The 13,756-nt window shown below is 68.7% G+C and carries 11 protein-coding genes; 4 read left to right on the forward strand and 7 right to left on the reverse strand.

Going from position 1 to position 13,756, the window contains the following annotated elements; all coding sequences use genetic code 11:
• Positions 1-55: 55 nt before the first annotated feature.
• Both ADE01S_RS27985 and ADE01S_RS27990 read left to right on the forward strand, forming a co-directional pair.
• Complete coding sequence (locus tag ADE01S_RS27985) at positions 56-595, forward strand: GNAT family N-acetyltransferase (protein WP_062685040.1); 540 nt, start codon at positions 56-58, stop codon at positions 593-595.
• A 37-nt stretch (positions 596-632) separates the two neighbouring features.
• The gene (locus ADE01S_RS27990) at positions 633-821 is read left to right on the forward strand and encodes an oxidoreductase-like domain-containing protein (protein ID WP_062685041.1); all 189 of its coding nucleotides are present in this window, start codon (positions 633-635) and stop codon (positions 819-821) included.
• An 18-nt stretch (positions 822-839) separates the two neighbouring features.
• Here the strand turns inward: ADE01S_RS27990 and ADE01S_RS27995 are convergent, their stop codons facing one another.
• From ADE01S_RS27995 to ADE01S_RS28025, 7 genes are all read right to left on the reverse strand, one after another.
• Positions 840-1,277 (reverse strand): acetyltransferase, encoded by a 438-nt coding sequence (locus ADE01S_RS27995; protein ID WP_043542334.1) that lies wholly within the window; start codon positions 1,275-1,277, stop codon positions 840-842.
• A 62-nt stretch (positions 1,278-1,339) separates the two neighbouring features.
• The gene (locus ADE01S_RS28000) at positions 1,340-3,079 is read right to left on the reverse strand and encodes a M14 family metallopeptidase (protein ID WP_062685042.1); all 1,740 of its coding nucleotides are present in this window, start codon (positions 3,077-3,079) and stop codon (positions 1,340-1,342) included.
• A 68-nt stretch (positions 3,080-3,147) separates the two neighbouring features.
• Positions 3,148-4,020 carry an ABC transporter permease gene (locus ADE01S_RS28005; RefSeq protein ID WP_062685043.1) on the reverse strand — a complete coding sequence of 291 codons (873 nt, stop codon included), beginning with the start codon at positions 4,018-4,020 and terminating at the stop codon, positions 3,148-3,150.
• Positions 4,021-4,025: 5 nt separating this feature from the next.
• Positions 4,026-4,949: an ABC transporter permease gene (locus ADE01S_RS28010; protein ID WP_062685044.1), complete on the reverse strand. Its 924-nt coding sequence runs from the start codon at positions 4,947-4,949 to the stop codon at positions 4,026-4,028.
• Between the two features lie 168 nt (positions 4,950-5,117).
• Positions 5,118-6,650, reverse strand: coding sequence for an ABC transporter substrate-binding protein (locus ADE01S_RS28015; RefSeq protein WP_062685045.1), 1,533 nt, complete (start codon positions 6,648-6,650; stop codon positions 5,118-5,120).
• 52 nt (positions 6,651-6,702) lie between these two features.
• The gene (locus ADE01S_RS28020) at positions 6,703-8,556 is read right to left on the reverse strand and encodes an ABC transporter ATP-binding protein (RefSeq protein ID WP_062685046.1); all 1,854 of its coding nucleotides are present in this window, start codon (positions 8,554-8,556) and stop codon (positions 6,703-6,705) included.
• Between the two features lie 9 nt (positions 8,557-8,565).
• Positions 8,566-9,078, reverse strand: coding sequence for a winged helix DNA-binding protein (locus ADE01S_RS28025; protein WP_062685047.1), 513 nt, complete (start codon positions 9,076-9,078; stop codon positions 8,566-8,568).
• Positions 9,079-9,437: 359 nt separating this feature from the next.
• Between ADE01S_RS28025 and ADE01S_RS28030 the strand changes: the two genes are divergently transcribed.
• Positions 9,438-11,147, forward strand: coding sequence for a ShlB/FhaC/HecB family hemolysin secretion/activation protein (locus ADE01S_RS28030; RefSeq protein WP_082775911.1), 1,710 nt, complete (start codon positions 9,438-9,440; stop codon positions 11,145-11,147).
• Positions 11,148-11,172: 25 nt separating this feature from the next.
• On the forward strand, positions 11,173-13,756 hold a 2,584-nt coding region (locus tag ADE01S_RS28035), incomplete at its 3' end, for a two-partner secretion domain-containing protein (RefSeq protein WP_167543430.1).

Here is a 13,756-nt window from a genome sequence, read left to right on the forward strand (position 1 = left end):
CGCGGGCGGCCGTTATCATGGACGCCTTGGCCCGTCTTCGCATCCGTCTTCCGCCATGTTCGCCGCGCTGCTTCCCGCCACTTTCCACACCGCCCGCCTGCATGCGCGGCGCATGGACGAAACACACTTGCCGTTGGTTGCCGCCATGCACGCGGACGATCGCCTCATGGCCACCATGGGCGGCACGCGCGACCTGGCGGCCAGCCGCCTCTACCTGCTGCGCAACCTGGCGCACTGGAGCGAGCAGGGCTACGGCATGTACGTGCTGAGCGAAGGCGAAGACGGCGCGCCGATGGGGCGCGCCGGCTTGAAGCGTTCCGTCGCCCGCGATGGGGTGGAGGTGGCCTATGCCTTTCTGCCGCGCGGCTGGGGCAAGGGATACGCCACCGAAATCGCCCAGGCGTTGCTCGCGCTGGGCTTCGGGCGGTTGCCCGTGGACGCGCTGGAGGCGGTGGCGATGGACGTCAACGCCGCGTCCTGCCGGGTCCTGGAAAAGTGCGGCATGCGCCAGGTCTCGACCCAGGGCGCGGGCGTGGCCGCGAAGCGCCGCTACCGGATTCGCCGCGCCGATTGGCTGGGCGCGATCGCGGCCTGAAGCGCCGCGGCTCGCCGATAGGCGCTAACATTCTTTCATGAGCACCCGCAAACCCATCCCGGACGACGATCCGCCGCCCGTTCCGCCCGAACCGCCCGCGCCCGAAGAATGCTGCAACAGCGGTTGCATCCCCTGCGTCTATGACGTCTACAACGAAGCCATGGACAACTACCGGGCCGCGCTGAAAGCCTGGAAGGCCAGGCACGAGGAAAAAACCGGCGCCTAGGCGGAACCGGCCCTGGCCTCAGCCGGCCAGCTTCATGTGGATGATGGGGAAGGGGCGGCCGGAATCGTCGTGCGCCGAGCGGCCCACGTCCTCGAAGCCATAGTGCTTGTAGAAGCCGTGCGCCTGCGGGTTCTGTTCGTTCACGTCCACCAGCAGCGTGCCGTGCAGCGAACGCGCGAAATTCAGCAGGCGCCGGCCCGCGCCCTTGCCGCGCTTGTTGGCGTCCACGAACAGCATTTCGACCTTGTTGCCGTTCAGGCCCATGAAACCGGCGACCTCGCCGGCGTCGTCCTCGCACACCCACACCCGCACCGACGGCAGGTAGGTGTTGAGCACTTGCGGGTACATGGCCTGGATCTCTTTTTCCGTCAGGAACGTATGCGTGGCGCGCACCGAACGGAGCCAGATGTCCACGAGGGCCAGGTCGTCGCCGTGATTGCGTTCTCGGATGTTCATTTTCTTATTGATTCTGAGGGTCGGTGCCGTCGCGGTCCTTGGCCGTGAGCGGCGTGTTGCCGCTAAAGTCCTGAGCGGTAGAGCTCGGTCGCCGCCAGGACGGTTTCCATCTGCGCAGTATGCGCGAAAACGAAGCGGTCGCCGTACACGGTTTCATCCGGAAACTCCGAAATCAGCGCGAGCGGCAAGGCTTCGCGATCGCTCTCCGCGATCTGCACCGGGATGCCGTTGAGCACGTCGAATCCGCTTTCGAGCGCATGCGCATGGAAGAGTTCAAGCTGCCGGGCGTTGAACTCGACCAGGCCCGGCACATTGCGCGCCAGCCGCGCCGTGACGCCTTCGATCAGGCGGCGGGCGCGTTCGCCCCAGCCCGGATGGTGGCGCAGCACCAGGAAGAAGCCCTTGGGGATCGTCCACAGTTCGAAGTGGCGCGGCAGATAGCCCGACAGCGGGCGCGTCCATTCGTGGGCGGGATAGCCGTGCAGATTGATGTGCAGCTGCGCGCCGCTGATGGCCAGCGCCTGGTGCCGCCCGTCGCGCTCGAAAAACGGCGCGCGCTCGCGGTAGGCGATGTCGTCGCCCAGCGCGCTGTAGCGCGACGCGTGCAGCATGTGGCGCGGATGGTGTTCGCGCAGCCGGTTGAAGAGCGCATAGCCGTCGGGGTTCTCGGCGGCGATGAGCGCGAAGTGGGCGTTGCCGCGCGCGGCCAGCGTCTGCGCGGCGCGCAGGGCGCCGACGACGCCGGACGTTTCGTTGGCGTGCTGCGCGCCCGAGATGAAGACGGCGGGGCCGGGGCCGCGCAGGTAGGTGCCCAGCACCGGGCGGCCCTGGCGCGAAACGGCCTGGAACGTGTCGCCGCCGAAGGCGGCCATGCAGCCCGCGATCTGCGCGGCGCTGAGCGGCTCGCGGGCCTGCGCCAGCGGCGTGTCCGGCGCCGCGGGCGCGACGGGCGCGAGCGCGGCGAACGGCTCCAGGGAGATCCTGACGCGCGCCGCGCCGTCATGGCGCCGGATGTCGGGGATGATCTGCCCGGGCTGCAGGCCGCGGTCGCCCGACGGCCGGCCCGAATGCTGCTGGAAGTGCTCCAGCAGCGAGAAGTACACATCCTCGTGCAGGGCTTCGAAGGTGCTGACGATTTCCTCGTCCACCGGCAGCGCGAAGTCCATGCCCGGCAGGTCCACGCGGATCTCCAGGCGATCGAAATAGGGTTCGTGGGCGCCCCAGGCATGGGCGCGCACCGTGTCCACGATGCTGCGGAAGGCCTGCTGGTATTCCGTGGCCTGGGCGGCGTCGAGCTGCAACGTGCCCTCCGCGTCGCGCACGCGCAGCCAGCCGGTGGGCGACAGTTCGGGCGTGCCGTCCTGGGCGTGGCCGAGCTGGTTCGGCGCATACACGCGCGTGTCGAGCTTGCGTCCGTCCGTATAGGTGAGGCTGACGTCGTAGTGCAGGTCGCTTGCGCCGGGCTGCATCGTGACGCGCACGCCTTGCAGCAGGGCCACGAGCGGGTAGGCCTCCAGCGTGAAACGCTTGGCCTGCGCATGTTCGTGCAAGGGATAGCGCACCGTGACGGCGGCGAGCCCTTCCCGCTCGACCTCTTCCAGGAAAAAGTGCAGCAGCGGCTTGTAGGCGCTGCGAAAGCGCGCCGTCACGCCCGCCTGCGCCAGCCGCTCCTGCGCCGCGCGGCGGGCGTCCAGCCCTTCGAACAGCCAGCCCTCCACGACCGCGCCCCGCCACGCCGGCGCCATATAGGCGTGCGTCCAGGCGTCCAGCGTGCGGTCGAATGTTCTATCCAGCAATGCCATCTTCAACAATCCTCAAAAACTCCGGCGGCGGCCTGTCGGGGTGTCGAATACCCGCCCCGCCGCAGGGCTCACAGCTTTCCGGTAGGGTCCAAGCGGTCGCGCAGCCAGTCGCCCAGCAGGTTCAACCCCAGCACCGTCAGCATGATGGCCAGCCCGGGGAACACGCTGACCCACCAGGCCGTCTGCATATAGGTGCGGCCGTCGGCAAGCATACCGCCCCAGCTGGGGATCATGGGATCCACGCCCAGGCCGAGGAAGGTCAGGCTGCTTTCCAGCAGGATATTGTTGGCCACGTTCAGTGTCATCAGGATGACCAGCGGCCCCAGCAGGTTGGGCACGATGTGGTGGCGGATCATGGCGAGGTCGCGCACGCCGAAGGCGCGGGCGGCCAGCACGAATTCGCGCTCGCGCAGCGCCAGCACCTGCGCCCGCACCAGGCGCGCATACTGCACCCATTGCGAGGCGATCATGAAGAAAATGACGTTGAACAGCCCGCCGCCCAGGATGGCGATGAACGTAATCGCCACCAGGATGAAAGGCAGGGCCAGCTGCACGTCGGCGAAGCGCATGACGATCATGTCCCAGAAGCCGCGGTAGTAGCCGGCGATGAGGCCCATGACGATGCCCAGCAGCGCGCCGCCGATGACGGACGCGAAGCCCACCAGCAGCGAGATCTTGCCGCCCACGATGACGCGGGCCAGCACGTCGCGGCCCAGCGGATCGGTGCCGAAGGGATGCGCGGCGGTGGTGAAGGGCGCGGTGAGGCGGGCGGCCAGGTCCATGGCTTCGCCGCCGTCCGGGAACAGCCAGCCGGAGGCCAGCACCAGCGCGATCATCACGCCGGTCAGCAGCGCGCCCAGCACGAATTCCAGCGAGCGGTAGCGGCTGCGGGGCTTGGCGGCCTGGGGAGCGGCGACGGTGGGGGAGGAGCTAGTCTGCATAAGGCTTACCGCGTGCGGATACGGGGATCGACGATGCCGTAGGCGATGTCGACGATCAGGTTGACCAGGACGATGACGGCGGCCAGCACGGTGACCGTGCCTTGCAGCACCGGGTAGTCGCGGCCGGAGATGGCGTCGAACGCCAGCGTGCCCAGGCCGGGCCAGTTGAACACCATTTCGATGACGACGATGCCGCCGATCAGCCCGCCGAATTGCAGGCCCAGGTAGGTGATCAGCGGGATCGCGCAGTTGCGCAGCGCGTGCTTGTACAGCACCACGCGCTCTTTCAGGCCCTTGCTGCGCGCCACCATGATGTACTGCGCGGACAGCGTCTCCAGCATCGTGGTGCGCACCAGGCGGATGTTCGTGGCGCTGAGGATGATGGCCATCGTCAGCGAAGGCAGCACCAGGCTGGCCGGGCCGCTCCAGCCCGAAGGCGGCAGGAGCGGGAAGGTGATCGACAGCAGCAGCACCAGCATCAGCGCCAGCCAGAAGTTGGGGAACGACAGCCCCACCAGCGACAGGATGCGGATGGCCTGGTCCGTCGGCTTGCCGCGCTTGATGGCGGCCTGGATGCCCAGCGGCAGCGAAATCAGGATGGACGCGATCAGCGACGTGAACGCCAGCATCAGCGTGGCCGGCAGGGCGTCGCCGATGAGCTTGGCCACCGAGGTCCCGCCCATGAAGCTGCGGCCGAAATCGCCATGCAGCAGGCCCTGCATATACGACAGGTATTGCTCGTGGAAGGGGCGGTTCAGGCCCAGCGCCTGGCGGATGTTGGCCAGGTCTTGTTCCGTCACGCTGCCCGAACCCTGGCTGAGCATCAGCGCGGGGTCGCCGGTCAGGCGCACGGCATAGGAAACCAGCAGCGTCACGGCCACGATCACGAAGACGGCCTGCAACACGCGTTTGATGAGAAATCCGGTCATAAATCGCCACCCCGGCTTTCGCCGGGGAAGGTCGGTAATGTTAAAGCGTCAACGGGCATCGTAAATGCGGCAACGGGCACCGTTCCAGCGGGATGCCACGGATCCGGCTCCGCCGGTCCGTAGGCATGCCCCCCTGGGGGGGAAGCGCGTAGCGCTTCGGGGGGGGGATTACTCCACAGAAGCCTCAAGGAAGCGGAAGCGGATGTCTCCCGGCACTTCCAGGTTCTTCACGCGCTTGTTCACGCCCACGATGGTGTTCAGGCTGTACAGCGGCAGTTCCAGCGCCTGGTCGGCGACGTAGGTGGCGATCTCCTGCAGCATGGCTTCGCGCTTCTTTACGTCATAGACGGTGCGCTGCGCTTCCAGCATGCCGTTGAGCTTGGCGTCGTTGTCGTACGGATTCCACTTCTGGCCCGAGTGGTACATCAGGTAGGCCGTGTTGTCGTAGTCGTACGTCCAGCCGCCCCACTGGTTCTGCCACATCTCGCCGGTCTTGCCGCCGGGGATGATGTCGTTGAGCAGCACGCCGGTTTCGTACGGCTTGATGGTGGCGCGCACCCCCACGCCTTGCAGGTAGCCCGAGACCGCCTGGGCCACTTCGCGGAAGTTCGAGTCGCTGCCGCGCACGTCGATCTGCACGGTGGCGCCCGGCTTCACGCCGGCCGCGGCCAGCAGCTTCTTGGCTTCGGCGGGATTGAAGGGCAGGGGCTTCTGCTCGGGGTTGTAGCCGAACGATTGCGGGCCCTGGAAGCTGGCGATGGTCTTGGCCTGGCCCAGCAGCAGCTGCTTGACGATGGCGTCGCGGTCCACGGCCATGATCAGCGCGCGGCGCACGTCGCGGTTCTGGGTGATGCCGTTCTTGGTGTTGTAGCGCAGCGCGTACGCCACCGGGCCGCCCGTGGAGATCACGTCGGCGTTGCCGGACTTCTTCACGGTTTCGATCAGGCCCAGCGGGATGAGCGTGGCGATGTCGATGCGGCCGGCCTGCAATTCGGCCACCTGGGTGCCCGGCTCGCCGATGAAGCGGTAGACCACCTTGTCCAGCTTGGGCTTGCCGCCCCAGTAGTCGTCGTTGCGCGCCAGCGTGACGTTGACCTTGGGTTGGTAGCTCTCGAACTTGAACGGGCCGGTGCCGACCGGGTTGGTGTTGAAGTTGTCCTCGCCCTTTTCCTGGATGTACTTGGGCGGCACGATCATGGCGCCGTAGCCGGCCAGCTTCGTCAGCAGCACGGGATCCGGCTGCTTCAGGATGAAGTCGACGGTGTATTCGTCCACGACCTTGACCTCGCCGATCGAGTCGTAGTTGGCCTTTTGCGGGCCCTTGGTGCCTTCGGCTCCCAGCAGGCGCTCGAAGGTGAACTTCACGGCTTCGGCGTTGAAGGGTTCGCCGTTGTGGAACTTGACGCCCTGGCGCAGCTTGAAGCGCAGGCGCTTGTTGTCGTCCAGGTATTCCCAGCTGGTGGCCAGGCCGGGCTGCAGCTTCAGGTCGGCGCCGCGCATCGTCAGGCCGTCGTACAGGTTGCTGCCGACCGAGCCCCAGAAGGTCACGAAGGTGTCGATGGGATCCCAGCTGCCCGGATCCTGGTTGATCGCGACATTGAGCGTGCCGGCGGCATGGGCGGTCGAGAGGACTGCGGGCAGCGCGCCGCCCAGCGCCAGGGCCAGGGCGGTGGCGGTGAAGGTTTTGCGTAGGGAGAGCATGTTCAACTCCAGGGACGGGAAGTCGGGCGGGCCGACGTGAAAAAGGGGCCGGTCAAGCGGTGCGGGCGACCTGGTGGCCGGGCGCGAATTCGACCAGGGGAATGATGGCGGGCTCGTCGCCGACGCGGCGCACGGGGCTGGGGATCTCGCCCTCGATCAGCGAGGTATCGATATGGCGGCCGGGTTCGGCCACCGGCACGGCGGCCAGCAGCTTGCGCGTGTACGCATGCTGCGGCGATTCGAAGATCTGGCGGCGGGTGCCCAGCTCGACGATCTGGCCCAGGTACAGCACCGCGACGCGATGGCTCACCTTCTCCACCACCGCCATGTCGTGCGTGATGAACAGATAGGAAAGGCCGCGGTCTTTCTGCAGGTCCATCAGCAGGTTCAGGATCTGGGCCTGGATCGACACGTCCAGCGCCGATACGGACTCGTCCGCGATGATCAGTTTGGGGTTGCTGGCCAGGGCGCGCGCGATGCACACGCGCTGGCGCTGGCCGCCCGAGAACTCGTGCGGATAGCGCCTGGCGTGCTCGGGCTTCAGGCCCACCTGCTCCAGCAGTTCGCCCACGCGGCGCGCGATGGCGTCCTCGCCGGAGAGCAGGCCGTGCGTGCGGATGGGCTCGGCGATGCTGAACGCCACGGTCTTGCGCGGGTCCAGCGAGGCGTACGGATCCTGGAAGATGTACTGGATCTCCTGGCGCAGGCGCTGGCGGCCGGCGCTGTCCATCGAGAAAATGTCCTGGCCGTTGTAGCGGACGGCGCCGGAAGTGGGCGCCACCAGCTGTTGCAGCGTCTTGCCGATGGTGGACTTGCCGCTGCCGGATTCGCCCACCAGCGCCAGCGTTTCGCCCGGATAGACGTCGAAGCTCACCTGCTCCACCGCATGCACGCGGTGCGTGACGCGGCCGAAGAAGTTGTGTCCCACGTCGAAACGGGTGGTCAGTTTGTCCACGCGCAGCACGGGCTCGTCGTAGCTCGCCGTGTCCTGTTCGCGGGTTTCGCCCACTTCGCGCAAGGTGTCGCCGTCCAGCACCGTCTGCGGCGTGCGCAGCGGCAGGTCGCGGCCGGTCAGGCTGCCCAGGCGCGGCACCGCGGCCAGCAGGGCGCGGGTATAGGGATGCTTGGGCGCGTTGAAAATCTCGTCCACCGTGCCCTGCTCGACCTTCTTGCCGCGCAGCATCACCACCACGTCGTCGGCCATTTCCGCCACCACGCCCATATCGTGCGTGATGAAGATCACGGCCGTGCCCAGGTCGCGCTGCAATTCGCGGATGGTGTTCAGGATCTGCGCCTGGATGGTGACGTCCAGCGCGGTGGTCGGCTCGTCGGCGATCAGCAGGCGCGGCTGGCACGACAGCGCCATGGCGATCATCACGCGCTGGCGCATGCCGCCCGACAACTGGTGCGGGTAGCGGTCCAGCAGCTGCGCGGCGTCGGGCAGCCGGACCTTTTCGAGCAGCTTGCGGGCCGCCTCGCGCGCCGCCGAGCGCGACAGCCGCTGGTGCAGCATGATGGCCTCGACGATCTGGTCGCCGATGGTGAACACCGGATTCAGCGAGGTCATCGGCTCCTGGAAGATCATCGCGATGTCGTTGCCGCGGATCGCGCGCATCGTTTCGTCGGTGGCGGCCGTCAGGTCGACTTCGCGGTCGGCGCTGTCGCGAAACAGGATCCGGCCCGTGGAGATGCGGCCGTTGGTGTAGTCCGTGAGGCGCATGATGGCCATCGACGTGACCGACTTGCCCGAGCCCGACTCGCCGACGATGGCCAGCGTCCTGCCGGGGCGCACGTCGAAGTCCAGGTTCTCGACGGCGCGGAACACGCCGTTCTCGGTATTGAAGTCGACCGACACGCCGCGCACGGACAGCAGCGGGGCGGAAGAGGAAGCGGTATTGCTAGACAACGTGGAATCTCACAGCGAGGTGGCGGCGCGGGCGGCCTGATCGTACAGGCCCGAGAGGGCGCGCAGGGTATTGGCCAGCTGGCGGCTGGCGTCGTCCGCGGCGGGGGAATCGATGAACGGCTTGACCAGGCATTGCTCGCGCACTTCGGCATAGCGCTGGATCGCGGCCGCGCCGGCATCGGTGGCCGAATAGAACACTTCCTTGCCGGTCTTCGCGCTCTGCACCACGCCCAGGCGCTCCAGCTTCTTCAGCGAATAGTTCACCAGGTGGGTGTCTTCGACGTTGAGCGTGAAGCAGATATCCGCCAGCTTCTTGCCGCGGCCGCGATGGAACACGTGGTTGAGCACCAGGATGTCCAGCGAGGTCAGGTCGGGCAGCCCCGCGCAGGCCATGCAGCGCACCATCCAGCGATTGAATGCGTGCGACGCGATGATCAGGCCGAATTCGACTTCGGACAGTTCCGGTGCGGAAGAGGCGAGATGGGAGGAGGAAACAATGGCGTCCCGGACGGAGACAGACATGGGCAAGGCGGTAAAGGGACGGATCGACGACAAAACGTCGGCGAATTATTGACGATTTGTTGGTGTCCAGGCATTCGGGATAACCCGGTCTAACCCCGTCTGATATTAGGTGCCTGGCTATTTCCGCTTTCACCGAAATGTCGTTTTATTACGGACGGCCAAGTTCCAGCAGGCGGAAGTACCCATAAACAGGCGCTAAGCACCGGCATTTTTGGCCCAAATCCGCCAAATTGCGGGCGAATTTTGATATGGAGCAAATGGTTATTTATTGTCATTAACCGTTTCGTATAGCAAAATAAGACACAAATTGTCTTAAATGGAGAAGGCGCGATACCGTCAGGTGCCCGCGTCAAGCCGGTATGAAAGCGATGTGGCGCGGGCTGGGAGGAAAGGCGATATGGGCGATAGCGGGGGTCATTCCCTTGCCGGCGCTGGCCCAGCCGTTGCCCGAACCCGCCGCGCGCGCCTCCGAGATCCAGCGCCGCCAGGAGCAGGAAATCGACGCGCAGCGCGCCCGCGCGGCCGAACGCCCCGACGTGCTGGCGCCCGCCGCGGCGCCCTCGGACGGCCTGGTCTTTCCCGCCGAGACGCCCTGCTTTCCCATCCGGGTGCTGTCCTGGGAAGGCGCGGCCCCGCCCCCGGCGCTGGCGCAAGCCGCCGGCGCCGTCCTGAATCGCTGCGTGGGCGGCCGAGGCCTGCGCGCCCTGCAAGAGCACCTGATCGGCCAGCTGATCGACGGCGGGCAGGTCACCGCCCGCGTCGTCGTGCCGGAACAATCCCTGGCCGCCGGCACCTTGACGCTGCGCTATCTGCCGGGGCGCATCTCGGCCGTGAAAGGCGAGGGCGCCGTCGGCTGGTGGCGCGCCGCGCTGCCCCGCGGGCCCGGCAACGAACTGAACCAGCGCGACCTGGACCAGGCGCTGGAGAACATCCGCCGCCTGGGCAGCCAGGCCGACGCCTCCATCGATATCGCGCCCGGCCCCGAGCCGGGCGATTCCGACATCCTCATCCGGCCCGGCACGGGCAAGCGCTGGCACGGCTACGTCGGCGGCGACAACGGCGGCATGGACGCCATCGGCAAGTACCAGGTGAACGCCGGGCTCACGCTGGATTCCCCGCTGTTCCTGTACGACCAGCTCTCGGTGGCCTGGAACAGCAACGCCCGCTGGCGCGACGCGGAATCGAACACGCGCGCGGCCTCCATCAACTACAGCATTCCCTTCGGCTACTGGACGGTCTTCGCCGGGGCCAGCAAGTCGACCTACCGGCAAACCGTGGCCGGCTTCGACGAACCCATCGTCTATGGCGGCACCACCAAGCAGGTCCAGGCCGGCGTATCGGTGGTGCCCTACCGCGGCACGGCCTACAAGGGCAACCTCTCGTTCTCGGTGCTGCGCAAGCGCACCGACAGCACGCTGAACGACGTGCCCATCGAGGTCCAGCGCCGCGACGTCACCGGCTACGAATTCAGCTACGGGCACCGCCACTACCTGGGCCAGGTCGTGCTGGACGTGGGCGGCGGCCTGCGCGGCACCTGGCCGCAGTATTCCGACGCGCCGGGCTACGTCTATGGCGACCCCGACTGGAACGGCCGCAGCACCATTCTTGCCGCCAACGCCGGCCTGTACGCGCCCTTCAAGCTGGCGGGCCAGTCCTGGGCCTACCAGGTCAACTGGCAGATCCAGCACGCCGAGACCGCCATCGTCCCGGCCGACTACTTCACGATCGGCAACCGCTACGCCGTGCGCGGCTTCGACGGCCAGATGACGCTGGCCTCCGAGGACGGCTGGACCTTGCGCAACGACCTGTCGCTGAACCTGGACGCGCTGGCCTCGCTGCCCGGGCAGCAGCTCTACGCCGGCCTGGACGTCGGGCGCGTGGGCGGGCCGTCGGCCGCCTATCTCTCGGGCCGCACCCTGGTCGGCGCCGTGGCGGGCCTGCGCGGCCGCCTCTCCCTGCCTTACGTGAACGCCAGCTACGACTTTTCCGCGGGCTGGCCGTTGAAAAAGCCCGAATCCCTGAAAACCGCATCGACCGTCTTCGCGATGGCCCTGATGTTCGAGTTCTGAATCCGATAGCCGCCAGGTAAGCATGATGTCCAAACTCCGCTCCTTCATCGTCTGGTCCGTCATCGGCACGCAAATGTGGTCGCCCGTGCTGGCGCAGACCCTGCCGATTTCGGTGGACAAAAGCGTGGCGGGGCAGAAGCCGGTGGTGGGCACGAGCAACGGGGTGCCCGTCATCAACATCGCGCCGCCGTCGGCGGGCGGGGTATCGAACAACCGCTACACCCAATTCAACGTGGGCCCCTCGGGCGTGGTGCTCAACAACAGCGGCGGCGCAAGCCAGACCCAGCTTGCCGGGCAGATTGCCGGCAACGTCATGCTGGGCAACCAGCGCGCCGCCACCATCCTGAACCAGGTCACGGCCCCGAACCCGTCCCGGCTCATGGGCACGCTGGAGGTGGCGGGCAACCGGGCCAACGTCATCGTGGCCAACCCGGCCGGCATCACCTGCAATGGCTGCGGCTTCCTGAACGCGGACCGCGCCACGCTGACTACCGGCCGGCCGCAGGTCGGCCCCGACGGCAACATCGCCCTGGACGTGGCGGCCGGCAGGATCCGCGTCGAGGGCGAGGGCCTGTACGGCGCCAATCTCAGCCAGGTCGACCTGATCGCCCGCTCATTGGAAATCAATGCCGGCGTCTGGGCCGACCGGCTCAACGTGACGGCGGGCGCCGCGCGCGTGGACTACGCCTCCGGCGCCGTCTCGGCGCGGGCGGGCGAGGGCGCCGCGCCGGCCGTCGCGCTGGACACCGCCGCCCTGGGCGGCATGTACGCAAACAGCATCCGCCTGATCGGCACCGAGGCCGGGGTGGGCGTGAACGTGGGCGGCAACCTGGCCGCGCTCACCGGCGACCTTCACGTCAGCGCGGCGGGCGACGTGCGCATCGCGCCCGGCGCCACCGTGCAGGCGGCGCGCGACCTCCGGCTGGCGGCCGGGCGCGACCTGGCCGTGGACGGCGCGGCGCAGGCCGCGGGCGCCGTCGCGCTTGCGGCGGGCCGCAATGCCGACATCCAGGGCGCGGTCGGCGCCGGCGGCCCGGCATCCGTGGATGCCGCGGGCAACGTCGCGATCGCCGCGCAGGCCGGGCTGCAAACCCAGGGCGCGCTGCGCATCGCGGCCGGGCAGGATTTGTCGCTGGCGAGTTCCATGTTGATGGGCGGCCAGGACCTGCGCGCGGAGTCCGGGCGCAACCTGCGGATCGGCCCTGCGGCCGCCACGCCCGGCGGCACGCCGCCGGCCACGGGGGGCTCGGGCCAGGGGCCCGCGGCGGGCGGCGGTTCCGACGCCGGCGGCTCGGGTTCCGGCGCGGCGGGCGGCTCCGGCGCGAACGGCGGGGTCTCGAACGCATCCGGCGGCCCGGCGCAGGCGGGCGCCGGTTCCGGCGGCCAGGTAACGGCAGCGGGCGCGATCGCGCTGCAGGCCGGCCGCGACATGACGCTGCCCGGCCGGATCACCGCCGCGGGCGCGCTGCAGGCGCGGGCCGGGGCGGATCTGGCCGCGGGCGCGAGCGCCCAGTTGCAGTCCGGCGCGGCCACGGCCCTGCGCGCCGGCGCGGACCTGAGCCTGGGCGGCCTGGTCGGCGCGCGCGGCGATGTGTCGCTGATGGCGGGGCGCGATGCGCTGTTGTCGGGCAAGGGCGCGGGCACCGGCCGCGTCGCCATGGCCGCCGGGCGCGACCTGCGCCTCGATGCCCCGGCGCAATGGGATGCCGAAGGCGCCATGGCGGCCAAGGCGGGCGGCAACATGGCGCTGGCCGGCACGCTGCGCGCCAACGCCGGCACGGATATCGCGGCGGACGGCGCGCTGGCCATCGACGGCGCGCTGTCCGCCGCATCCGGCGGCTTGAGCGCAACCGCGGGCGGCGACCTATCCCTGGGCGCGCAAGCGCAAGTGGCGGCGGCGGGCCCCGTCGGCCTGACGGCCGGCGGGGATCTGCGCAGCCTCGGCAAGCTCACCTCGCAGAAGGATCTGTCGCTGCGGGCGGCGCGCAACCTGGCGCTGGACGGCCAGGCGCTCGCCACCGGCGATCTGCGGCTGGATGCGGGCGACGTCCTGGCGGCGTCCTCCGCATCGCGCCTGCAGGCCGATGGCTCGGTCAAGGCAGAGGCCAACCAGGCCTCGCTGGCCGGCGTGCTCATCGCCGGCCAGGCCGCGCAAGTCGTCGCCCGCGGCAACCTGCGCGTGGACGGCACGCTGCTGGCCGATGCCGGCACCCTCAAGGCGATCAGCGGTGGGGACCTGACGCTGGGCGGCACCAGCGTGTTGCAGTCCGGGGGGCTGCTCGACGCGCGGGCTGGCGGCAAGCTGCTCGCGGATGGCACCATTTCCGGTGAAACCGACATTCTGCTGTCGGCGGGAACCGATGCCGAACTGAACGGCAAGACGGTCGCCAACGGCACCCTGCGCGCCGAAGCCGGCGCGGACCTGGCCGTCGGCCAGGCGGGCCTGGCGCAAGGCAGCGGCAGGCTGTTCCTGGACGCGGGCCGGGACCTGCGCGTCGCCGGCACGGCCGGCACCGCCGATACGGCGGACGCGGAAGGCGTGTTGCAAGCGCGGGCGGCCCGAGACCTCTTCGTGACGGGCGTCGTCACGGCGGGCACGCCCGCCAGCC

This window comes from Achromobacter denitrificans NBRC 15125 (assembly GCF_001571365.1).
Taxonomy (GTDB): domain Bacteria; phylum Pseudomonadota; class Gammaproteobacteria; order Burkholderiales; family Burkholderiaceae_B; genus Achromobacter; species Achromobacter denitrificans.